Here is a 19,261-nt window from a genome sequence, read left to right on the forward strand (position 1 = left end):
ACGGACTCGACTGCGCCACGGCGATAGCGTGCACGCAGCGACGCGATCGTGGGTTCGGCTGACCGCCGCAAAATGTGCCGACGGAGGTTCTATTTCTGGGACGACGCGATCTCGATGGCCTCGCGGGCGAACGCCTCGAAGTCCGCGCGGTCGGGGACCACGTCCACGTCGATGCCGAGCCCTTCGGCGGTCTCGCGGGTCGGCTCGCCGATGGCGCCGACGATCGCCGACTCGTTCAGGCCGGCGATGGCGTCGTCGCGAACCCCCCGCTCGGCCGCGGCGTCGAGGAAGTTCCGGACCGTGAGCGAGGACGTAAACAGCGCGACGCTCAGGTCGTTCGCTGCGGCCCGCGCGGCTGAGTCGCCGGCGTCCTCCGGCCGCGTGAGCCGGTACAGCACCGTCTCGTGGACGAACGCACCGGCGTCGTTCAGGCCGTCGGTCAGCACGGCGCTCCCGTGGTCGCTGCGAGCGACCTCGACGCGCTCTCCCTCGCACTTTCCTTCGAGGGCAGAAACGAGGCCGGCAGAGGTGAACTCCTCGGGAATCAGGTCGACGCCGTACCCTTCAGCTTCGAGGGCGTCCGCGGTCCCTTCGCCGATGGCACACAGCGTCGTGTCGGCGGGCTGCCAGCCGGCGTCGCTGACCAGCTCCGCACCGGTCTTGCTGGTGAGGATCGTGTAGTCGGCGTCCGTTCGGGCGATTCGTCCGGTGGGGTCGACCGCGAGCATCGGGTCTGGAACGGGCGTCGCGTCCAGCGATTCGACGAGGTCGACGGCGTCGGCCAGTCGGTCGTCGTCCGGGCGAAAGAGCGCGACCGAGAGGGTCACGACTGATCCTCCATTCGGTCGTTTTCGAGGAAAGCGAGCACGTTCTGGCGCTCGGCCGCGACGTCGCCGATGACGGTGACGGCGGGCGGCTCGATGCCGGCCTCGTCGCGCGCCTCGACGATTGTGTCGAGGGTCCCCGTGACCACCTGCTGGTCGGTCCAGGTCCCGCGTTCGACCAGCGCGACCGGCGTCTTGGGGTCCATTCCGGCGTCACGCAGCGCCTGCGTGTAGTCCGGGAGCTTCCCGACGCCCATCAGCACGACGATGGTGCCGCCGGTGGCCGCCAGCGCCTCCCAGTCGACGGCCGACTTCTCCTTCGTGGGGTCCTCGTGGCCAGTGACGAACGACACGGACGAGGCGTGGTTCCGGTGGGTGACCGGAATCCCCGCGACGCCGGGGCCGGCGATGGCCGACGTGATGCCCGGCACGACCTCGAACGGGACGCCGTGTTTGGCCAGGTACACCATCTCCTCGCCGCCGCGGCCGAACACGAACGGATCGCCGCCTTTCAGCCGCGCTACCGTCTTGCCTTCGTGGGCAAGGTCCGTCATCCGCTCGTTCGTGTACTGCTGGGAGGTGCGCTCACCGCGGGCGCGCTTGCCCACGTCCTCGCGTTTCTCCTCGGGGATCATCCCAAGGATGTCGGGGCCGGGGAGTTTGTCGTGGAGGACGACGTCTGCGTCCTCGAGAATGCGCTTTGCCTTCACCGTCAGGAGGTCAGGGTCGCCGGGACCGCTCCCCACGAGGTAGACCTTCCCGTCGGCGATGTCGGCGTCGTCAGTCATGATTGGCGTCGCTTCTCCCCCCTGGCCATTATTCCTCCCGTTTCGCTTCGTCCGGTTCTTTCCGGCGGGCCTGCTCGATGAGGTCGGCCGCACCCTGCTCGCGCAACTCGACGGCGAGGTCGCGGGCCGCCGTCGGATGGCGGTCGACCGGGAGGTCCCGGCTGGCGCTGACCTCCTCGCTCCCGTCGCGGCTGAGGACGCGGACGTTCACGTGGACGACGGCACCCTGGACGACGGCGTTGACGCCGATCGGGGCGACGCAGCCGCCGCCGAGTTCGTCGAGCACGATCCGCTCGACGCTGGTGGCGACCCGGGCCGGCGGGTGGTCGAGCCGTCCTCGGATCATCTCGGCGGTGTCGCCGTCCAGCGCAGTCACGGCCAGCGCGCCCTGTCCGGGCGCGGGCACGAACTGCGTCCGCGGGAGCGCCTGGAACTCGACGTGGTGAATCAAGCCGGTCCGCTCCAGGCCGGCGCGCGCGAGGACGATGGCGTCGTACTCGACCTCGACCTCCCGCTCCATCGCCCGTCGTTCGATCTCCGCGAGGCTGTCGAACCACTCCTGATCGAACTCGACGGGCTCCTCGTCGCTGCTGTCGAAGCCGCCCTCCTCGTCGTCGAGCCGCTGTTCGTGCTCGGCCTGGAGACTGGGGGCGAGCAGCTTCTCGATGCGCGTGTCGACGTTCCCGCGGAGCGGCTGGACGTCGAGGTCCGGCCGCTCGGCCAGCAACTGGGCCTGGCGGCGGAGACTCGACGTGCCGACGGTCGCGCCCTCGGGCAGGTCGGCCAGATCCGTGCCGTCGGGGGTCACCAGCACGTCCTCGGCGGCCTCGCGTTCCGGAACGCCCGCGACGACGAGGTCGTCGGGCTGTTCGGTGGGCATGTCTTTCATCGAGTGGACGGCGGCGTCCAGGTCGCCGTCCAGCACCTGCTCGTCGAGGCTGCGAACGAACGCGCCCGTCTTCCCCAGGCGATGGATGAGTTCGTCCTGAATCTGGTCGCCGGTCGTCTCGACCTCGACGAGTTCGACCGTCTGGCGGCGGTCTTCGAGGGCCGACTTGACCGTGGCCGCCTGCCGGAGTGCGAGGTCCGAGCCCCGGGTGGCCAACCGGAGCGTCGTGCCGCGAGAGTTCATGTCTCCCCCTCTGGCGTCCGTGGTGAAAAGCCCACCAGTTCGCCGCCGCTCGCCCGTTCCCGCGGTATACCTTTTTATTCCTACAATTGTAACGTGTCTGCTACCGAACACCATGGTACTGGCTGTCGACGTGCTGGGGGTGGCGCTCGTGCTGACCATCGTCCCAGCCGTGCTGATGACGTACGTCGCCTGGCAGAACAGTGAGAAGCCGGGCGCTCGGTGGTTCTCCGTGTTCGTCTTGGGCATCGCCGGCTGGTCCAGTACCTACGGGTACAGTCTCGTCGCCGACGGCACGCAGGTGACGCTCGCGGCGGTGAACCTCCGCTACTTCTTCACCGACGTCGTCACGATCACCTGGTTCCTGCTCGCCCTGGAGTACGTCCGTCGGCGGCGGCTGTCGCTTCGGTCGCCCTGGCTCGTGCTGTTCGTCTTTCCGTTTTGCAGCCAGTTCGTCATCTGGGCCGTACCGGAGTTCGTGTACACCTCGTGGCACGTCGATCGACTGGGGGTGTTCCACGCCGAGTTCGGGGCGTGGTTCTACGTCCAGACGCTGTTTTCCTACTGTCTCGTCGTCGCCGGCCTCGCGCTGTTCGTCGACGACTATCGCAACGCCCAGGGGATTCGCCGGACACAGACCGGTATCCTCGTCGCGGGCGCGGTGATTCCGTTCGTCGCGAACATTTTCTTCGTGGCCGGTTTCTCGCCGTATCCGGACCTGGACCTGACGCCGCTCGCGTTCCTGCTCACCACGATCCTGTTCGCGTGGGCGCTGTTCCGGTACCGGCTGCTGGAACTCCTACCGATCGCCCGGAAGACGGTGCTCGCTCAGATGCAGGACGCCGTCATTACCATCGACGAGGACGACCGAGTCGTCGACGTCAACGAGGCCGCGCTCGCGCTGTTCGGGACCACCGAGCGAGCGGCCATCGGCACGTCCGGCCGGGAGTTCTTCGCGGACTACCCGGCCATCGTTGCGGAGTGCGGGGAAGCGAGCGACGTCGACACCGACATCGAGTTCGAGCACGACGGCGAGACGCGCCACTTCCATCTGCAGATCTCCCCCGTCAGTTCCGCCAGCGATCTCGTCGACGGCCGGGTCGTCGTCCTCAGGGACGTCACCGAACTCAAAGAGCGCGAGCAGGAACTGGACCTGCTGAAGCAGGTTCTCAGCCGCGTCCTTCGACACAACATCCGCAACGACGTCGCCGTCGTCATGGGGTACGCCGAGGAGATCGCCCAGCAGACGACTGGCGACCCGGCGGCCCTGGCGGGACAGATCCGGGACAAGAGCGACGACATCGCGACCCGCAGCCAGAAAGCCGCGACCATCGAGCGGGTCCTGACCGGTGACAGGGAGCGCGTGGTCCACGACCTCGACAGCGCGATCGACGAAGCGGTCGAGACGGTCCGCAGGAGCGGGACGTCGTTCACGGTACAGCGGCCGTCCGTCGACGACTGCCGGGTCCGTGCTCTGCCCACGCTCCCCGTCGCGCTCGCGAACCTCGTCGAGAACGCCGTGGAGCACGGCTCCACGAGCCCCCGCTCGCAGGCTCCCGGGGACGCCGTCGAGCACGGCTGTGAGACCGCCCAGTCACGGGCTTCAGCGCCGTCAGGCGGCCACGACGACGAGGTCCCGGAAGTCCGGCTCTCGGCGTCCTGTGACGAGGAGACGGTCACCGTGGAGGTGCGCGACGACGGCCCGGGGATTCCCGAGGGCGAACTCTCCGTCTTCGACCAGGGAGAGGAAACGCCGCTGCACCACTCCAGCGGCGTCGGCCTGTGGCTGGTCGTGCTGATCGCGCGGCGGTCCGGCGGGAGCGTGGCCTTCGAGGACGACGGCGACGACTCGGTCGTCCGGCTGACCCTCGAGAAAGCCTGACTACCAGGGTTCGCTCTTCAGCGAGAGCTTGTAGGCGATGACGTTCGTGCTGACGTGCAACAGCGGCGTGATGAGCAACACCGTCGCCAGCACTTCTGGCGTGAACGTCGCGGTGAACCAGCCCCAATCGGCGACGGCAGTCAGGACCAGCGCCATCACGACGAAATCGAGCTGATCGAGTCCCGGGAACGCCGCGCCGCGTTCGCGTCCGGTCCGGCGTTTCAGGAACGAGGCGGTGATGTCACCGAGCAACGCGCCGGTCGGGAGCGCCAGCACCACCGCTGGGGGGAACGGCGCCGGCAACTGAACCGCGAGCACGTCCTGGAGCGTCGGGTGGACGGCGTTCAGCAGGAGCGCGAGGATCGCCCCGGCCGCGATGCCGCCGCCGGTTCCGCGCCAGGTCTTCCCGTCTCCGAGGATGCGCTCCCCGTTCCACGTTCGTCCCCCGTCGATCGGTGGTCCCCCGCCCGTGAGCACGGCCGCGTTGTTCGGCACGTACGCTGGGAGCATCGCCCAGAAGGCCGTCACGAGCACCGCCACGATATCCATTGCTACCTGGTAACTCGCTGTCAGCACCCTTAATCGCGGTGGTTCAGGCCGTTCGACCCGGAAACTGATTAGCTGGTGGGCAATACTTGCCACCATGATCCCGCCGATAGCGCGTCGGTTCGTGGCCGGGGAGCACGAGGCCACCGCCCTGGAGCACGCGCGCCGACTGGACGAGCGATCGGTCGGCACCATCCTGAACCTCCTCGGCGAGCACTACGACGAACGCCCGCCGGCCGACGCGGACGCGGACACGTACTGCCGGCTGATCGACGACGTCGCTGCGACCGACCTGCGTGCCTGCGTCTCGATCAAACCCTCCCAGATCGGGCTGGACGTCTCCGAGGCGGCGTTCCGGGAGAACCTGGCACGGATCACGGAGCGGGCCGCGGCCGCGGACGTGTTCGTCTGGCTCGACATGGAGGATCACACGACGACCGACGCGACCCTGGACGCCTTCGAGGCCGAGACGCGCGCACACGACGGTGGCGTCGGCGTCTGCGTTCAGGCGAACCTCGAACGGACGGCCGCAGACGTCGAGCGGCTGGCACCGTTGCCAGGGAAGGTCCGCCTCGTCAAGGGGGCCTACGACGAACCCGCTGCCATCGCCTACCAGGGCCGCGAGCGCGTCGACCAGGCGTACCGCGACCGGCTGGCGACCATGTTCCGCGAGTTCGATGCCGGGATCGCGGTCGGCAGTCACGACCCGGCGATGATCGAGCTGGCCAGAGACCTCCACGCCGAGCACGGCACGGCCTTCGAGATCCAGATGCTCATGGGCGTGCGCGAGGACGCCCAGACCGACCTCGCCGACGCGTACGACGTCTGGCAGTACGTACCGTACGGGTCGAAGTGGCTATCGTACTTCTATCGCCGAGTGGCGGAACGTAGGGCGAACCTTACGTTCGCCCTTCGGGCAATCGTCAACTAGTAGGGGGAGCAGTGGGAAACCCCTGCCAGTTCAATGGCTACCTGGAAACGGGACATCGCGAGTGGGTTGATCGTGCTCCTCCCGCTGATCGTGACCGCCTACATCGTCGCGATCATCTACAACCAACTCGCGGCGGTACCGGTCCCCATCGAAAACAACGACCCGATACTGCAGGGTCCGCTGAAGGTCACGCTGACCCTCGTCGTGTTCTTCCTGCTGGTACTCTCCATCGGCTATCTCAGTCGGACCGCCTTCGGTGACATTTTCGAGGAGGTGATCGACAACCTGATGAACCGCCTGCCGGGCCTCCGGGTGGTGTACAACGCCTCGAAGATGGCCGTCGAAACCGCCGTCTCCGGCACGGAAGAACTCCAGACGCCGGTCAAACTCGAAGTGTGGGACGGACTCCGCATGACCGCGTTCAAGACCGGCAAGAAGACCCAGGACGGCCGCGACGTCCTCTTTCTCCCGACCTCCCCGAACATCACCACCGGGTACGTCATCGAAGTCGAGTCCGACCGCTACGAGGAAACCGACGAGGGCGTCGAGGACGCGCTGACACGCATTCTCAGTGCCGGCTTCGGGGAGTCCCGCGACAACGGCATCCCGATCGCCGTCACCGAGGAGTACGTCGACGGCGAGGCCGACGACGAATCCGTTCCCACGAGCGCCGACGGGAACGCGTCCGCCAACTCCCGCGACGGCGACGACTGACACCTTTTCTCCGGGCTTACTGCCCCGCTCGCCGCCCCGCTCGCCGCTCCAGCACTCCCGGACGCTGACTCCCGGCTCACAGTGTCACATTCGACATACGATAGCCCTACTCGCGCCGCGTCACAGCACTCCTCGGGCCGGCCGAACAACGCGGTTTCTAACTAAGGTCGTCCTGGCGCTAGCAACGGTGTATGGCGACGCGAACCCAACAGGAAGAAGCGGCGGTCGAAGTCGCACAGCGGTCGAGCACTGACCCGTACATCGTCGCGGCGGTCGCATCGGTGTTGCTGTCCTGGTACGAGTTTTTCGTCCGCGGGAACCGGGAGATGGGACTGTTCGTCGGGCTCTGGCCGCCGACGTTCCTCGCCTTTGGCAGCTACTTCAAGCAAACCCGGCTCAGCAACACGCTCGACCGGGCGCTCGGACAGACCGGCATCATGGACTCCGTCGAGCGGCTCATCCAGAATCGGTGACGCTGGGACTCCGCGATCAGACGTAGCGGAACCAGTCTTCGTAGTCGTCGGTGCGGCGGTTGATGACGTCGAAGAACCGCTCCTGAATCTCGTCGGTCACCGGCCCCTTCGTTCCTGCGCCGATCTCGTTGTCGTCGACGCTCCGGATCGGGGTCACCTCGGCGGCCGTCCCGGTGAAGAACAGCTCGTCGGCAGTGTAGAGCTCGCTGCGCGAGATGGTCGCACCGTCGTGGACGGTGTAGCCGAGGTCCTCGGCGACCGTGATGACGCTGTCGCGCGTGATCCCTTCGAGGATCGACTCGGCCAGTCCGGGCGTGTAGATCTCGCCGTCGCGCACCAGGAAGATGTTCTCGCCAGGCCCTTCCGCGACGTTGCCCTCCTTGTTGAGGAAGATCGCTTCGGTGTAGCCGTTGCCCTTCGCCTCCAGCGACCCGAGGACGCTGTTGACGTACGCCCCGGTCGTCTTGGAGTTGGTCGGGATCTGGCTGGAGGCGTACTTGCGCCACGAGGAGACGGCGACGTCGACGCCCTCTTCGAGCGCTTCCTCGCCGAGGTACGCGCCCCACGGCCAGACGGCGATGGCCACCTCGACGGGACACTCCTCGGGGTTGAGTCCGAGCATGTCGTAGCCGTAGAAGGCGACCGGCCGGATGTAACAGGACTCCAGGTCCTGTCGCCGGATGAGTTCCTCCGTCGCCTCCGTGAGTTCCTTGCGGTCGAACGGAATCTCGATGTCGTACGGTTTGCCCGACTGGTAGAAGCGTTCGAGGTGTTCCTCCCAGCGGAAGATCGCCGGGCCGTTCTCCGTGTCGTAACACCGGACCCCCTCGAACACGCCGGTTCCGTAGTGGAGTCCGTGTGTGAGGACGTGGACCTGCGCGTCCTCCCAGTCGACGAACTCTCCATCCTGCCAGATCAGATCGACGTCCATTTCGTCGAAGCCCATATGAAGGTCTGTTGGCGCAATCCGGCCTTAACAGTTTCCGTACCCGGGTCTCGACCCCGCGAACGTTCCCCTTTGCACTGGCCAGCGGAACCCCGTCCCGGATCGCCAGTAGCCGGCCGATAGTGGCACTTCGGTCCCAACGTGCCCCTGTAAGGGACGCTTTCGAGCCCGAGCGACTGCGGACCGCCGGTGGACGACTGTGGCTCCTCTCGCGTGGTAGCGGATTCTGTATAGCGATACGCAGTTCATACTAAAGGGGCCGTTCGTGAGACTGTGTGGCGAATGTCCCGCGGAGAGCGAGTCGTCGTCCCGTCGCGAAACGACGCGGCTGCGTACGCCTGTGTTCGGTCGCTCGCCCGTCACGACCTCTCGCCGGTGGTCGTCTCGGAACACGACGCCGATCCGGCGGCGGCGTCCCGGTACTGCGACGAGGCCGTCACTGTTCCCGCGCCCACCACTGACCTTCTCGCCTATCGCGACGCGCTCCTCGGGGTGGCGGCCCGCCCCGACGTGCGGACTATCCTCCCCGTCCGGCAGCACGACGCCTATCTCCTCTCGAAGTACCGCGCCCGGTTCGAGCAGTACGTGTCGCTCGCCGTGCCGTCGTTCGAGCGACTCCGCACTGTCCACGACCGGCTCCGACTGGCCGAGATCGCCGCTGCGGCCGACGTTCCCGTGCCGGAGACTCGCCCACTCGCCGCGGTCGACGACCTGGGGGACGACGCCATCGTCAAGGCGCGATACAACGTGCTCGCGGACGCCTACCTCCCGGAGTACACGGAACGAGACTGCGACGTGGTGAAAGACGTGCGCCACCTCCGTTCCGGTGACTCGATCGACGCGGCCGCCGTTCGCGACGAGATGGGCCACGATCCGATCGTCCAGGAGTACGTCCACGCGAGCGACGAGTACATGGTCGGGGCGCTGTGCGACCACGGCGAGCCGGTCGCCAGCTTCCAGCACCGCCAGATCCGCGGCGACTCCTACACCGGCGGCGGCGGCGTCTTCCGCAAAGCCGTCGACATCCCGGAACTCCGCGCGGTCAGTCGAGCGCTCCTCGACGAGTTGAACTGGCACGGTCTGGCCTGTATCGAGTATCTCCGCGACGCCGAGACGGGCGAGTTCAAGTTCGCGGAGGTCAACCCGCGGCTGTGGCAGTCCCTGCCCGCGGCCGTCCACGCCGGCGCGGAGTTCCCCTACTACTACTGGCTGCAGGTGACCGGCCAGTCCGATCGCATCGACTGCCAGTACGAGGTCGGCGCGGGGAGCCACTTCCTCGTCGGTGAACTGGGCCACCTCTTGAGTATCGTCCAGGACTCCTCGCCGCACGTCGAACGGCCGTCGCTCGCCGGCACGCTCGCGTCGATTCTCGGCTCGAGCTACCGGTTGCCGGCGTTCGACTACCTCCGGCTGGACGATCCGCTTCCGTTCATCCAGCGCCTCCGAAACGTCTCTCTGTGACACCGAAACGGCGAGAACAGCCGTGAGACCGTTCTGGGCTGTCTTTTCTGCTGCATGCACCGATTCCTGCTGCAGCGCCGATAAACTGTATTTCGCGATATAGAATGCTGGTGTCGAGCGACGACGCCGGTGCTCCTGAGTACCTTGAATCCGGCCGCTCGGTGTTTCTCGGCCCCGAACACGGGGGTCGGTGGCCTATTCAGTCCGTCGCTGCGGGGCCGTTGCCGGTCGCGCCGTTTCCTGTACGTATTTCTGGACCGACGCGAACGGCGTGACATGGGGCTCCTCGCCGAGTACAAGATCGGTTTCCAGCACCTGCCACTCGTCGACGTGGCGGCAGCCGTGCCCGCGATGACCCTCGAACTCAGGGTGGGCCAGCCGAACCAGGGGGCGCCACCGCCGTTTTTCGTTCGCGCAACGGGGGAGTCGTTCCGGGCGCTGGAACGAGAGTTCGAGACCACTCCCTTCGTCGACGAGTACGCCCGTCTCACCCGGGACGGCGACACGCGGCAGTATCAGGTCCTCCCGACGGCCAGTATGGCGGACCAGCTCGACGACAGGGTCGACGACTTCCCCCGGCTGCAGGCGCTGGCGACGAACAGGTCCGTCGTCGAGCAGATCTCCGTTCAACCCGACGGCTGGGTCCAGCAACGGTGGTTCGCGGATCGGGACGCGTTCCTCGACTACAGTGCATTCTGGCGCGAGAACGCCTCGTTCTCGCTGTTTCGCCTCACGGAGTCCGACGCCAACGGGAACCCGCCGACCGGGCTGACGGACCGTCAGCGCGAGGCGCTACTCACTGCCTACGAGATGGGGTACTTCGACATCCCCAGAACGACGTCGCTCGACGCCGTCGCGGACGAAATCGGCATCTCCGCGCCGGCGCTGTCCGAGCGGCTCCGACGCGCCCACGCGCACCTGATCGAGGAGGTCGTCGCACCTGTCGGGTATATAAACGGCTTTACAGGTTAGAGAACGGCCTACCCGTGTCGCTCGCCGATCTCTCGTTCCATGCAAACCGTCACGTCAACCGATGGGACCAGTATCGCGTACGAACAGCACGGGAATGGCCACCCGATCGTCCTCGTTCACGGCGGCTCCGGAAGTCGGCAAAGCTGGGGCGCGCTCGTCCCGCACCTCGCAGACGAGTTCAGCCTCGTCTGCATGGACCGACGGGGTCGGGGCGACAGCGGCGACGCCGACGCCTACGACCTCGACAGGGAGGTGGCCGACGTCCGGGCAGTCGTCGAGGCCGTCGACGGCGAGCCGACGCTGTTCGGCCACTCCTTCGGGGGCCTCTGTGCGCTCGAAGCGGCCCAGCGCGTCGACGTCGACCGGGTGATCCTGTACGAACCGTCGCTCCTGGTCGGTGAACACCGGACTGGAGCTGATCTGGCCACCCGGATGCAGGACCTCGTCGACGCAGGCGAGCGCGAACGGGCGGTGGAACTGTTCTTCCGGGCGGGTAGCGGCGTCGAGGACGTCGAGCAGTTGCCGGTCGCCCAGGCTGCGACCATCGTCGAGACGATCGTGCGGGAGAATCGCGCCGTCGAGCAGTACGCCCTCGCCGACGACCTCTCGATACCTGCTCCGACGCTGCTGCTGACGGGCGAGCACGGCCCAGCCCACCTCCGCGATGGCGTTCACGCCCTCCAGGACGCACTATCCGACAGTTGGCTCGTCGAACTCGACGGCGTCGGCCACGTCGGCATCTTCTCGGACCCCGAGCGAGTCGCGAGCGAGGTTCGGGCGTTCGCCGGTGCGTCGTCGCCCTGACTCGCGACCGCACCGAGCTAGTGCTTTTCCGGCGTAGCGACGCGCTGTGTGCTGTTTCTGCCGTTCTCCCTGTGGCTTTCTTCGGCGATGCGCACCACATTCTATATCGCGAAATGTGGTTTATCGAAATTTTCGGACCGAATCCGTCCGAGCGTCGATGTCGCTCAAAACCCGTCGCTACTACCGGTGCAGTTACCGAAAACGGAAAAATCGGCTACGACAGTCGCTCGACGAGGTCGCGGCCTTCGACGTAGGGGATGTCGTTGCGCTCGCCGTAGGCCTGGGCGGCCGCGGGCGGGAGCGCTTTGCCGGTTTCGTCGTCGAGCATTTCACAGACCACGACGGCGGGCGCCTGGTCGGCAGCGTCCGCGAGCGCGATGCCCAGTTCCGTGTGGCCCATGCGGTCCGCGAGGAGGTTCGGTGCGGCCTTCAGCAAGTGGACGTGGCCCGGTGCGCGGAACTCCTCGGCGAAGGTCTCGACGTCGGGATCGGCTGCGACCGAGGCGAGCTCCGTGATGGTCAGGGCGCGGTCCTCGTCGGTGATGCCGGTGAAGGTGTCCCGGTGGTTGACCGTCAGCGAGAACGAGGAGCGCTCGTCGTAGTCCAGGTCGTGATCGGCCGCCAGGGGGTGGTCGATGGTCTCCTGGAGGAAGGGAAGTTCGAGCGTCTCGGCGACCTCGTGGGAGAGCGCCGTGCAGATCAGGCCGCCGGCGTCGTTACGCAGGCGGGCGACGGCGTCGGGGGTCACGCCGCCAGCGGGATACACCAGGTCGGTCTCCCCTTCGCGGTCGGCGGCGTCGTGGATCAACACGGGCTGGCCGGCGCGGAACGCAGTGATCGCCGCGTCGACGGTGCTCGACGTCTGGTGCATGTTATCGCTCCTTGACATGGATGCTGATCTCCTCGTCGTCCTCGAGGCCGAGTTCGTCCCGGAGCTTCGCCGGGGCGATGACCTCCAGTTGGTCCTCGTCGTGATGGGTGCGCTCGGGCGCGATGACGTGGGCCGGCTCGTAGATGCTGTCGTCGGACTGAATGGTCGCGGGATAACAGTACGCCGGGCCGTAGGTTCGCTCGTCGTCCTCCCAGCCTTCGATCTGGACGGGTTCGAGCGCGGCCACGCCGGCGCGGGCGCGGACGCTCTCGTCGGTGAGGTCGACGTTGAGCGTGCCGGCGAACGGTTCGTAGCCGAGCTTGTCGATGAACTGCTCCATGTAGCCCGGCAGGGAGATGTAGTGGCGCCCCTCGCCCATGCCGCTCGTCACGAATCCGTGCAGCTCGATGCTCGCGTCGCGCTCGAAGATGCGGCGGTAGTCGGCGTACTCCCGTCGCAGCGCAGACTCGCCTTCGGGCGTGATCGTGACCCACTGCCCGTCGCTGACGATCTCGCGCTCGACGTAGTTCGCGTCGTCGAGTTCCTGTAACCGTCGGGAGGCGGTCTGGTTCGAGGCCGACAGCTCGTCGGCCAGCGCCGAACACGACACCTTCTCCTGGCCCTCCAGGGCTCCCTCCAGGGCCAACAGCTTCAGCGTCGCGAGTTCGTCGTATCCAACGGACCGTCCCGTCGCTTGTGCCATGTCCTCACATTCGTAACTCTCGGGGATAAGCGTAACGAATGTGGAACGCGTCCCAGGGGTGGAACGCGGAGAAACGCAAACGGCGTTTCTTGAGCACTAGTTGGTTGGCAACGGCGTATAAGGGCTGGGGTCGTTCTCACTCGCTGGGGATCGGTCGCGTGAGACGGATTCGCGCTCTCGGATCTCGTTTCGCTCGCGGGTCACTTCGTTCCCCGCTCGCCATTCCGAGGTCGCCTCCTTCGCGTCGCTCAGTCGGCGACCTCGCTACTCCCAGAACTCGCTGTTCTTCTGGAGTTTCGGGACGAGCGTGTTGCGCTCTTTCGCGAGCAGCGCCACGTTCGAGGCGGGCACCTGCTTCAACACGTCGAACTCCGGCATGTCCGCCATGACTTGCTCGGCCCACTCGACGACCTCCTCGTGTTCCGGCATCGAATCGCGGTCGAGCCGACCCCGGGAGTGGCCGACGTGCATGTACCCTTTCAACTCGACGAAGTCCGGGTCGGCCCGCTGGAACATGGCCGCGAACCACTCGGGGCGGCCCATGTTCAGGCCCTTGATGCAGGTCGTCCGCAGGACCGTCCGGGTCTCGTCTTTCGCGGCCAGCACGTCCAGCGTGTCGACGAGCCGGTCCCAGGCGTCGTCTTCCATCGCCTTGACCGTCTCGTCGAACGTCTTCCGGTCGGCGGCGTCGACGCTGACGTACAACTGCGTGGGGTCACATTCGGCCAGCACCTCGGGACGCGTTCCATTGGAGACGAGGAAGGTGGTGATGTCGCGCTCGTGGAACTCCTCGATGAGTTCCGGCAGATAGGGGTAGAGACTCGGCTCGCCGTCGAGGGAGATCGCCACGTGCCGCGGCTCCATGGCCTCCTCGAACATCTCTTCGGGGACTTCCTCGTTCCCGCCGAAGCCAGAGAGGATCTTCGTCTGGAGTTCGAGACTGGCGTCCGCGACGGCTGCGGGGTCGTCCCACTCGACCTCGTCCATCTCGTAGGCGTGGCCCGCGTGGTCCCGCCAGCAGAACACGCACCGCTCGTTGCACTTGACGACGGGCGTCATCTGGATGCAGCGATGTGACTGAATTCCGTAAAACGTGTTTTTGTAACAGCGACCTTCCCCCTTCAACGCGTTCTTGGTCCACCCGCAGGTCTGGGCGGCTGTGTGGTTGATGCTGTGGTAGTTTGGGTCCGAGACCTGTTTCGGTCCCCCGTCCCCGGACTCCGAGTCACTCATGTTGGCGTCAGTTGTGCGTCGGCGGGCAAAAGCATCCGGGTGTCCAGGCCGTCGGCAACCGCTCTCTAAATCGAAACGACAAACTTGGACTATACTGCGGGAAATAAATACGAATGGCTTTGGATTTGCCAAAGAAGACAATGTTTGGCTAGTAGTAAAGACTTTTATTGTGCGTTACGCAAGTCTGTGTATGGTTGCCAATGCGGTGGAGGTCGAAACCAGGGACAGTTCGGAGTCGGACGCGACCACGCGGAGTGAGGAGGAAATGACCGACGGTGAGTCGGCTGACGCGTTCGCAGTCACGGCACACCTCCGAGCGTCACCGACGGGGGCCGCAGCGCGCCGTCAGCAGGCGGTCCTCGACCGGTTGCGGTCGCTCGAAGCCACGGGGACGATCGAGGACCTGACCATCGAGCGGTGGGGAGCGCGCGTGAACGTGCCGGTGTCGGAAGCCGACCGGGACGACGCAGTCGCGCTGTACGCAGAGCTCGAGCGTGCGGCCGCCCGGACCGGGGTCCAGCTCGAACCGTTCTTCGAGTCGCGAAAAGCGGTCGGTGGGTTGCTCTCGTCGGGGCCGCCGACCGAGCGCATCATCGTCTTTCCGGTCGTTTCCATCACGATCCGTCGGGCCGGCGAACTCACCGGGCTGTATCCGTGCTGGTCGGACGGCGTCCACGAGCGCGTCGAGGACTGCCTCGGCGCGCTCGCGAACGACGACCCGGTCGAGAACCTCGACTAGGGGTTCCGGTCCTGGGCCTCGATGACCGCTGCGTTCTGCAGGAAGTACTCTTCGCCTTCCTTCCGAAGCATGATCGGCTTGCCGGGGAGGTCGTTCTGATCCGTATCGACTTCGTCCGGTTCGGTCGGTTCGTCGTTGCGGGGCACTGAAATCGCCGTCACCTCGCTGACGTCGATCTCCCGCCGTAACAGCGTCCGCTCGCCCTGCTCGATCCGTTCCCATCCCTCGTCGACGTCGAGATCGTCCACGCTGAAGTAGTCCGCCGGGCTTCTGTCCGGCTCGACGCTGCCCTGGGATTCGACCGATTCGGTCGCGTCGTCTTCCCGGTACTCGAAGATGGAGACGAGCATACCCGACGTTCGCCACGAGCAGTGATAACAATTATCGGGGGCTACGGTAACATGTGTATTGGCGTGAATCCGGTGGTCGGCTCCCGACGCCGGGCGTCGCACTACCAGTTCGTTATCCCTTTATCTACCCGAACGAGACAGGAGCGTATGTTCCTATCCGCACGTGCGGAGGTCGAGGACGCCCTCACGAGTGCGCTCTCGTCGCTCGACCTCCCGACTGACGACCTCGGCATCGAGGAGCCACCGGCGGACGTCGACGCCGTTCTCGCGTCGAGCGTCGCCTACCGGCTGGCCGGCGAGGTCGGCGCACCGCCACCGAAAGTCGCTGCCGACGTCGCCGACGAGATCGACGCCGCCGACTACGAGTCGCTCGGCGCCGTCCAGACCCAGGGTCCGTACGTCAACTTCCTGCCCAGCGAGGCCTACTTCCAGGGGACGCTCGACGCGTCCCAGGACGAAGAGTACGGCCGACTCGATCCCAAGGACACCAGCGTCGTCGTCGAGCACACGAGCGCCAACCCCACGGGACCGGTCCACGTCGGCCGCGCCCGCAACCCGATCATCGGCGACGCGCTCGCGAACGTCCTCGATTTCGCCGGCTACGACGTCGAGCGCCACTACTACGTCAACGACGCCGGCCGCCAGATGGCCGTGTTCACCTGGGCCTACGAGACCTTCGACGAGGAGGACCTGCCGGAACCGGAACGAGATCGAATCGAGTACGACATGGTCCGGTACTACCGCGTCGGCAACGAGTTCCTCGAAGACGGTCCCGAGGACGAGGTCGAGGCGGCCGAAGCCGAGATCCAGTCGATCATGCAGGGACTGGAATCGGGCGACGAAGCGGCATACGAACGGGTCAGCGAGGTCGTCGACAAGGTGCTCTCCGGGATGAAGGAGTGTCTCGGGCGCCTCCCTGCGGAGTTCGACGAGTTCGTCAAGGAGACGCGGTTCATCCGCGACGGCGCGACCGACGAGCTGGTCGCTCGCCTGAAAGAACTCGACGCGGCCGTTTACGAAGAGGACGCCTGGCAACTCGACCTCCCGGACATCGACAAGAACCTGGTCTTTCTCCGTTCTGACGGGACCAGCCTCTACGCCACGCGGGACCTGGCCCACCACGAGTGGAAGTTCGAGAACTTCGACCGCGCGGTGACGGTGCTCGGCGAGGACCACAAGCTCCAGGCCGACCAGCTCCGAACGACCCTCGATCTGCTCGGCAACGATACCAGTCAGCTCGACCAGGTGCTCTACTCGTACGTCAATCTCCCGGAGGGGAAGATGAGCACGCGACGGGGAACCGGTATCGACCTCGACGATCTGCTCGACGAGGCCATCGACCGGGCCCGGGACGAGGTCGAGACCCGCCTCGACGACCGCCTCCGCAACGACGAACTCGACGAGGACGACGTCGAGCGCATCGCCCACCAGGTTGGCATCGGCGCCGTCCGCTACGACATCGTCTCGAAACAGCCGACGAAAGCGATCACGTTCGAGTGGGACCGCGCCCTCGACTTTGAGGCCCAGTCCGCCCCCTACGTCCAGTACGTCCACGCGCGCACGTGCGGGATTCTCGGTGAGGCGCGCGAGGCCGGTTACGAGGTGCCCGACGCGGACAGTCTCGACGTGGGCGCGCTCGACACGGACGCCGAACGAGACCTCCTGCGGGTCATCGCACGGTTCCCGGCGGTCATCGAGGAATCGGCCGAGGACCACCAGCCCCACCTCGTGGCGACGTACACGCGGGAGTTCGCCGAGCGGTTCAACGCGTTCTACCGGGAGTGTCCGGTGCTCGACGCGGACGACGACGTGAGAGACGCACGGCTCGCGCTGGTGGCTGCTGCGAAACACACGGTGGCGAACGCGCTCACCGTCCTGGGCGTCGCTGCGCCCGAGTCGATGTAGGACCGTCTATAGCGAAACAGGTACGGCGGTCCCGATGATGTCGCCGCCGACGCCCATGACGGCGGCCAATCCGAGACCGAGCACGAGGAGCAGGTAAATCAGAATCCAGCTCAACCGTATCGATTCTTCGTCTGCCATGTCTCCATGTGGCGCAAGGGGCTGTTTGAATGTACCGTTTTGGGAGCAAAAACAGACGGAGACGGGCTGTTCGTCGAAGCGGTGACCGGAACGGCGTCAGTTGAAGAGGCCGAACACGCCGTCTTCGTCCTCGTCGTCGTCGTCGGACTCCGGGCTGGCTTCGTTGCCCGGGCCAATGCCAGTTTCACTGCCGCCTGACTCGGCGGACTCGGCGTCGGCGTCGCTGTCGGCCGCGTCGCTGGCGTCGCCGCTGGGACTGCTCGGCTCGAACTCCTGTTCTGTGGTCGCGCCGCCTTCCGTGTTGACCTCGTAGATCTCCTCTAAGGTCGAGGCCAGTCGGCGATACGCCTCGGCAGCGTAGCTGTCGGAGTGGTTGATGAGCAGCGGTTCGTCCTTGGTGGCGTCCTGGTCCTCCGGGACGACTGCGAGCATCTCCAGATCGAGCTTGTCCGCGACCTGCGAGACGTTCGTGTCGTCGTTGGCTCGAGTCAGGACGGCACCGACCACGTCACCCTCGATGCGCTCGGCGAGCTGTGCGGTCTTGATGGTGTCGCCGATGGCCACGTCGTCGGCCGTCGTGATCAGGAGGACGCCGTCGGCCAACCCGAGGGGCACGGTCGTCTCGTGGCTCAAGCCGGCGCCGGTGTCGATGAGCACGATCTCGTAGGCAGTCGAGAGCGCTTTGACGACCTTCCGGAGCTTCGCCGGATCGGCGTCGGCGAACGCCTCGAGGTTGCGCTCGCCCGGCACGACGGTGACGCCACCTGGCCCTTCGGTGATCGCGTCGCTGACGGCGGCCTTGCCCGCCAGCACCTGGTGGAGACTCGGGGAGTGCTCGATGTCGAGCATCGCTCCCAGGTTCGCCATCCCCAGGTCGGCGTCAACGACGACGACGTCGTGGCCGGCGTCCTGCAGCGCCACGGCGACGTTGATGGCCGTCGTGGTCTTCCCGACGCCACCCTTCCCGCCTGCGACTGTGAAGACGTATCCCGTCATACTTCCTGTTGTGTAGCTACAGACAAGGGAAACATATAAACCCGTGCGTCTGACGGGTCTCCGCTCCCCTCGTCGACTTCCCGCACTGCCGTCCGCGGTGGTCGGCTCCGCGTCGTGACCCCCCGGACGTCTCTATGTACATTGACGCTCGTTACCATTGAAAAACTACCGGTAATTCACATTCGCTTACCCGACCGAAACAGTCACTGCAACTGAGCGTCGCGCCTGGTCGCCCGCAGTCAGGCCGCACCGTCGGCCGCGTACGCCGTTTCGACCTCGTCGACGATGCGCTCGACGCCCTCCTCCTCGACGATGATTGCGAGTCCCTCCTCGAGCGTTCCCTCGACGAAGTCCTCGGCGTACTCGTTCGTGATCGCCATCCGAACCACGAGCTGTGCCACCTCGTCGACCAGGGCGTCGGTGTGGTCGCCTTCGACCAGCTTCTCGCCGATCACGTCCCCGACGCCCTCCACGACTTCGTCGGACTGGCCCATGAGCCCTTTGACGATTCGCTTGAGCGCCCGCCTGATGAACATCGAACGCATCCCCAGGTTGTCGAGGACGACGTCGGCGGTCCGCTCGACGATCGCGTCCGAGTGACCGCCTTCGACGAGGTGCTTGACGATCAGGTCCTTGACGCCGACGACGACGACGTCGGCGTCGCCGTTCGCCGCGATGTTCTCCGCGACGAGGACGCCCACGGCCTCGACGATCTCGTCGGCCTGCTCGTCGGACAGTTCCTCGCCGATTCCGTCCCTGACGAGCTCGGCCACGTCGACCTGCTCGTCCGCCCCGAACTGGATAGTGTGTGCCTCGTCGGTGCGAGATTGCTGCGACATACTTTCACGGTCGACCG

The 19,261-nt window shown here is 66.2% G+C and carries 21 protein-coding genes; 9 read left to right on the forward strand and 12 right to left on the reverse strand.

The annotated features are described in order from the left end of the window. Positions 1 to 89: 89 nt before the first annotated feature. From MU553_RS17635 to hemC, 3 genes are read right to left on the reverse strand one after another with little or no spacing between them, the layout of a single operon-like run. On the reverse strand, positions 90 to 827 hold the full coding sequence (locus tag MU553_RS17635; RefSeq protein ID WP_247379996.1) for a uroporphyrinogen-III synthase: 738 nt from the start codon (positions 825 to 827) through the stop codon (positions 90 to 92). Next, positions 824 to 1,612 (reverse strand): uroporphyrinogen-III C-methyltransferase, encoded by a 789-nt coding sequence (cobA, locus tag MU553_RS17640; protein WP_247379999.1) that lies wholly within the window; start codon positions 1,610 to 1,612, stop codon positions 824 to 826. Before cobA ends, MU553_RS17635 begins: the two co-directional genes overlap by 4 nt. 28 nt (positions 1,613 to 1,640) lie before the next feature. Then, positions 1,641 to 2,744 (reverse strand): hydroxymethylbilane synthase, encoded by a 1,104-nt coding sequence (gene hemC / locus MU553_RS17645; RefSeq protein WP_247380002.1) that lies wholly within the window; start codon positions 2,742 to 2,744, stop codon positions 1,641 to 1,643. 112 nt (positions 2,745 to 2,856) lie between these two features. Here hemC and MU553_RS17650 point away from each other — a divergent pair, with 112 nt between their 5' ends. Beyond that, positions 2,857 to 4,623: a histidine kinase N-terminal 7TM domain-containing protein gene (locus tag MU553_RS17650; RefSeq protein WP_247380005.1), complete on the forward strand. Its 1,767-nt coding sequence runs from the start codon at positions 2,857 to 2,859 to the stop codon at positions 4,621 to 4,623. Here the strand turns inward: MU553_RS17650 and MU553_RS17655 are convergent, their stop codons facing one another. Then, the gene (locus MU553_RS17655) at positions 4,624 to 5,172 is read right to left on the reverse strand and encodes a CDP-2,3-bis-(O-geranylgeranyl)-sn-glycerol synthase (RefSeq protein WP_247380007.1); all 549 of its coding nucleotides are present in this window, start codon (positions 5,170 to 5,172) and stop codon (positions 4,624 to 4,626) included. 94 nt (positions 5,173 to 5,266) lie between these two features. Between MU553_RS17655 and MU553_RS17660 the strand changes: the two genes are divergently transcribed. The 3 genes from MU553_RS17660 to MU553_RS17670 all read left to right on the forward strand — a co-directional run bounded on the left by MU553_RS17660 (position 5,267) and on the right by MU553_RS17670 (position 7,287). Next, positions 5,267 to 6,100 carry a proline dehydrogenase family protein gene (locus MU553_RS17660; RefSeq protein WP_247380009.1) on the forward strand — a complete coding sequence of 278 codons (834 nt, stop codon included), beginning with the start codon at positions 5,267 to 5,269 and terminating at the stop codon, positions 6,098 to 6,100. Between the two features lie 33 nt (positions 6,101 to 6,133). Further along, the gene (locus MU553_RS17665) at positions 6,134 to 6,814 is read left to right on the forward strand and encodes a DUF502 domain-containing protein (RefSeq protein ID WP_247380011.1); all 681 of its coding nucleotides are present in this window, start codon (positions 6,134 to 6,136) and stop codon (positions 6,812 to 6,814) included. A 191-nt stretch (positions 6,815 to 7,005) separates the two neighbouring features. Then, a complete protein-coding gene (locus tag MU553_RS17670; protein ID WP_247380013.1) occupies positions 7,006 to 7,287 on the forward strand; it encodes a VHS/ENTH/ANTH domain-containing protein in 282 nt (93 codons plus the stop codon). A 16-nt stretch (positions 7,288 to 7,303) separates the two neighbouring features. On the opposite strand, the gene MU553_RS17675 is transcribed toward MU553_RS17670, so the two are convergent. Further along, on the reverse strand, positions 7,304 to 8,233 hold the full coding sequence (locus MU553_RS17675) for a branched-chain amino acid transaminase (RefSeq protein ID WP_247380015.1): 930 nt from the start codon (positions 8,231 to 8,233) through the stop codon (positions 7,304 to 7,306). 282 nt (positions 8,234 to 8,515) lie between these two features. On the opposite strand from MU553_RS17675, the gene MU553_RS17680 reads away from it, so the two are divergent. The 3 genes from MU553_RS17680 to MU553_RS17690 all read left to right on the forward strand — a co-directional run bounded on the left by MU553_RS17680 (position 8,516) and on the right by MU553_RS17690 (position 11,470). Continuing rightward, positions 8,516 to 9,694 carry a carboxylate--amine ligase gene (locus MU553_RS17680; protein WP_247380017.1) on the forward strand — a complete coding sequence of 393 codons (1,179 nt, stop codon included), beginning with the start codon at positions 8,516 to 8,518 and terminating at the stop codon, positions 9,692 to 9,694. Between the two features lie 276 nt (positions 9,695 to 9,970). Beyond that, positions 9,971 to 10,666: a helix-turn-helix domain-containing protein gene (locus MU553_RS17685; protein ID WP_247380020.1), complete on the forward strand. Its 696-nt coding sequence runs from the start codon at positions 9,971 to 9,973 to the stop codon at positions 10,664 to 10,666. A gap of 39 nt (positions 10,667 to 10,705) precedes the next feature. Then, positions 10,706 to 11,470 carry an alpha/beta fold hydrolase gene (locus MU553_RS17690; protein WP_247380022.1) on the forward strand — a complete coding sequence of 255 codons (765 nt, stop codon included), beginning with the start codon at positions 10,706 to 10,708 and terminating at the stop codon, positions 11,468 to 11,470. 214 nt (positions 11,471 to 11,684) lie between these two features. On the opposite strand, the gene ribB is transcribed toward MU553_RS17690, so the two are convergent. The 3 genes from ribB to twy1 form a co-directional block, all read right to left on the reverse strand. After that, entirely contained in the window at positions 11,685 to 12,359 is a 675-nt protein-coding gene (ribB, locus tag MU553_RS17695; RefSeq protein WP_247380026.1) for a 3,4-dihydroxy-2-butanone-4-phosphate synthase, read from the reverse strand. Next, entirely contained in the window at positions 12,343 to 13,044 is a 702-nt protein-coding gene (locus MU553_RS17700; RefSeq protein WP_247380029.1) for a CTP-dependent riboflavin kinase, read from the reverse strand. The genes ribB and MU553_RS17700 overlap by 17 nt, the downstream gene beginning before the upstream one ends. 264 nt (positions 13,045 to 13,308) lie before the next feature. Continuing rightward, positions 13,309 to 14,277 carry a 4-demethylwyosine synthase TYW1 gene (gene twy1 / locus MU553_RS17705; RefSeq protein ID WP_247380034.1) on the reverse strand — a complete coding sequence of 323 codons (969 nt, stop codon included), beginning with the start codon at positions 14,275 to 14,277 and terminating at the stop codon, positions 13,309 to 13,311. 190 nt (positions 14,278 to 14,467) lie between these two features. On the opposite strand from twy1, the gene MU553_RS17710 reads away from it, so the two are divergent. Continuing rightward, complete coding sequence (locus MU553_RS17710) at positions 14,468 to 15,016, forward strand: HTH domain-containing protein (protein ID WP_247380037.1); 549 nt, start codon at positions 14,468 to 14,470, stop codon at positions 15,014 to 15,016. On the opposite strand, the gene MU553_RS17715 is transcribed toward MU553_RS17710, so the two are convergent. Beyond that, on the reverse strand, positions 15,013 to 15,366 hold the full coding sequence (locus tag MU553_RS17715) for a hypothetical protein (RefSeq protein ID WP_247380040.1): 354 nt from the start codon (positions 15,364 to 15,366) through the stop codon (positions 15,013 to 15,015). The two genes, MU553_RS17710 and MU553_RS17715, sit on opposite strands and share 4 nt — an antisense overlap. Positions 15,367 to 15,513: 147 nt before the next feature. On the opposite strand from MU553_RS17715, the gene argS reads away from it, so the two are divergent. Beyond that, positions 15,514 to 17,271: an arginine--tRNA ligase gene (argS, locus tag MU553_RS17720; RefSeq protein WP_247380042.1), complete on the forward strand. Its 1,758-nt coding sequence runs from the start codon at positions 15,514 to 15,516 to the stop codon at positions 17,269 to 17,271. Between the two features lie 6 nt (positions 17,272 to 17,277). On the opposite strand, the gene MU553_RS23650 is transcribed toward argS, so the two are convergent. From MU553_RS23650 to MU553_RS17730, 3 genes are all read right to left on the reverse strand, one after another. Beyond that, positions 17,278 to 17,409 (reverse strand): hypothetical protein, encoded by a 132-nt coding sequence (locus MU553_RS23650; protein WP_282594342.1) that lies wholly within the window; start codon positions 17,407 to 17,409, stop codon positions 17,278 to 17,280. Between the two features lie 96 nt (positions 17,410 to 17,505). Continuing rightward, entirely contained in the window at positions 17,506 to 18,405 is a 900-nt protein-coding gene (locus tag MU553_RS17725) for a MinD/ParA family ATP-binding protein (RefSeq protein WP_247380045.1), read from the reverse strand. Between the two features lie 239 nt (positions 18,406 to 18,644). After that, the gene (locus MU553_RS17730; protein ID WP_247380048.1) at positions 18,645 to 19,244 is read right to left on the reverse strand and encodes a hypothetical protein; all 600 of its coding nucleotides are present in this window, start codon (positions 19,242 to 19,244) and stop codon (positions 18,645 to 18,647) included. Positions 19,245 to 19,261: the final 17 nt, after the last annotated feature.

The sequence above is a fragment of the Halorientalis brevis genome (genome assembly GCF_023077655.1).

Bases quoted from the DNA above. Each gene is read 5' to 3' on its own strand.
- MU553_RS17660 (WP_247380009.1), top strand. From the start codon at position 5,267: ATGATCCCGCCGATAGCGCGTCGGTTCGTGGCCGGGGAGCACGAGGCC.
- MU553_RS17730 (WP_247380048.1), bottom strand. From the start codon at position 19,244: ATGTCGCAGCAATCTCGCACCGACGAGGCACACACTATCCAGTTCGGG.
- MU553_RS17665 (WP_247380011.1), top strand. From the start codon at position 6,134: ATGGCTACCTGGAAACGGGACATCGCGAGTGGGTTGATCGTGCTCCTC.
- ribB (WP_247380026.1), bottom strand. From the start codon at position 12,359: ATGTCAAGGAGCGATAACATGCACCAGACGTCGAGCACCGTCGACGCG.
- argS (WP_247380042.1), top strand. From the start codon at position 15,514: ATGTTCCTATCCGCACGTGCGGAGGTCGAGGACGCCCTCACGAGTGCG.
- MU553_RS17715 (WP_247380040.1), bottom strand. From the start codon at position 15,366: ATGCTCGTCTCCATCTTCGAGTACCGGGAAGACGACGCGACCGAATCG.
- cobA (WP_247379999.1), bottom strand. From the start codon at position 1,612: ATGACTGACGACGCCGACATCGCCGACGGGAAGGTCTACCTCGTGGGG.
- hemC (WP_247380002.1), bottom strand. From the start codon at position 2,744: ATGAACTCTCGCGGCACGACGCTCCGGTTGGCCACCCGGGGCTCGGAC.
- MU553_RS17685 (WP_247380020.1), top strand. From the start codon at position 9,971: ATGGGGCTCCTCGCCGAGTACAAGATCGGTTTCCAGCACCTGCCACTC.
- MU553_RS17690 (WP_247380022.1), top strand. From the start codon at position 10,706: ATGCAAACCGTCACGTCAACCGATGGGACCAGTATCGCGTACGAACAG.
- MU553_RS17725 (WP_247380045.1), bottom strand. From the start codon at position 18,405: ATGACGGGATACGTCTTCACAGTCGCAGGCGGGAAGGGTGGCGTCGGG.
- twy1 (WP_247380034.1), bottom strand. From the start codon at position 14,277: ATGAGTGACTCGGAGTCCGGGGACGGGGGACCGAAACAGGTCTCGGAC.
- MU553_RS17680 (WP_247380017.1), top strand. From the start codon at position 8,516: ATGTCCCGCGGAGAGCGAGTCGTCGTCCCGTCGCGAAACGACGCGGCT.
- MU553_RS17670 (WP_247380013.1), top strand. From the start codon at position 7,006: ATGGCGACGCGAACCCAACAGGAAGAAGCGGCGGTCGAAGTCGCACAG.
- MU553_RS17710 (WP_247380037.1), top strand. From the start codon at position 14,468: ATGGTTGCCAATGCGGTGGAGGTCGAAACCAGGGACAGTTCGGAGTCG.
- MU553_RS17655 (WP_247380007.1), bottom strand. From the start codon at position 5,172: ATGGATATCGTGGCGGTGCTCGTGACGGCCTTCTGGGCGATGCTCCCA.
- MU553_RS17700 (WP_247380029.1), bottom strand. From the start codon at position 13,044: ATGGCACAAGCGACGGGACGGTCCGTTGGATACGACGAACTCGCGACG.
- MU553_RS17650 (WP_247380005.1), top strand. From the start codon at position 2,857: ATGGTACTGGCTGTCGACGTGCTGGGGGTGGCGCTCGTGCTGACCATC.
- MU553_RS23650 (WP_282594342.1), bottom strand. From the start codon at position 17,409: ATGGCAGACGAAGAATCGATACGGTTGAGCTGGATTCTGATTTACCTG.
- MU553_RS17675 (WP_247380015.1), bottom strand. From the start codon at position 8,233: ATGGGCTTCGACGAAATGGACGTCGATCTGATCTGGCAGGATGGAGAG.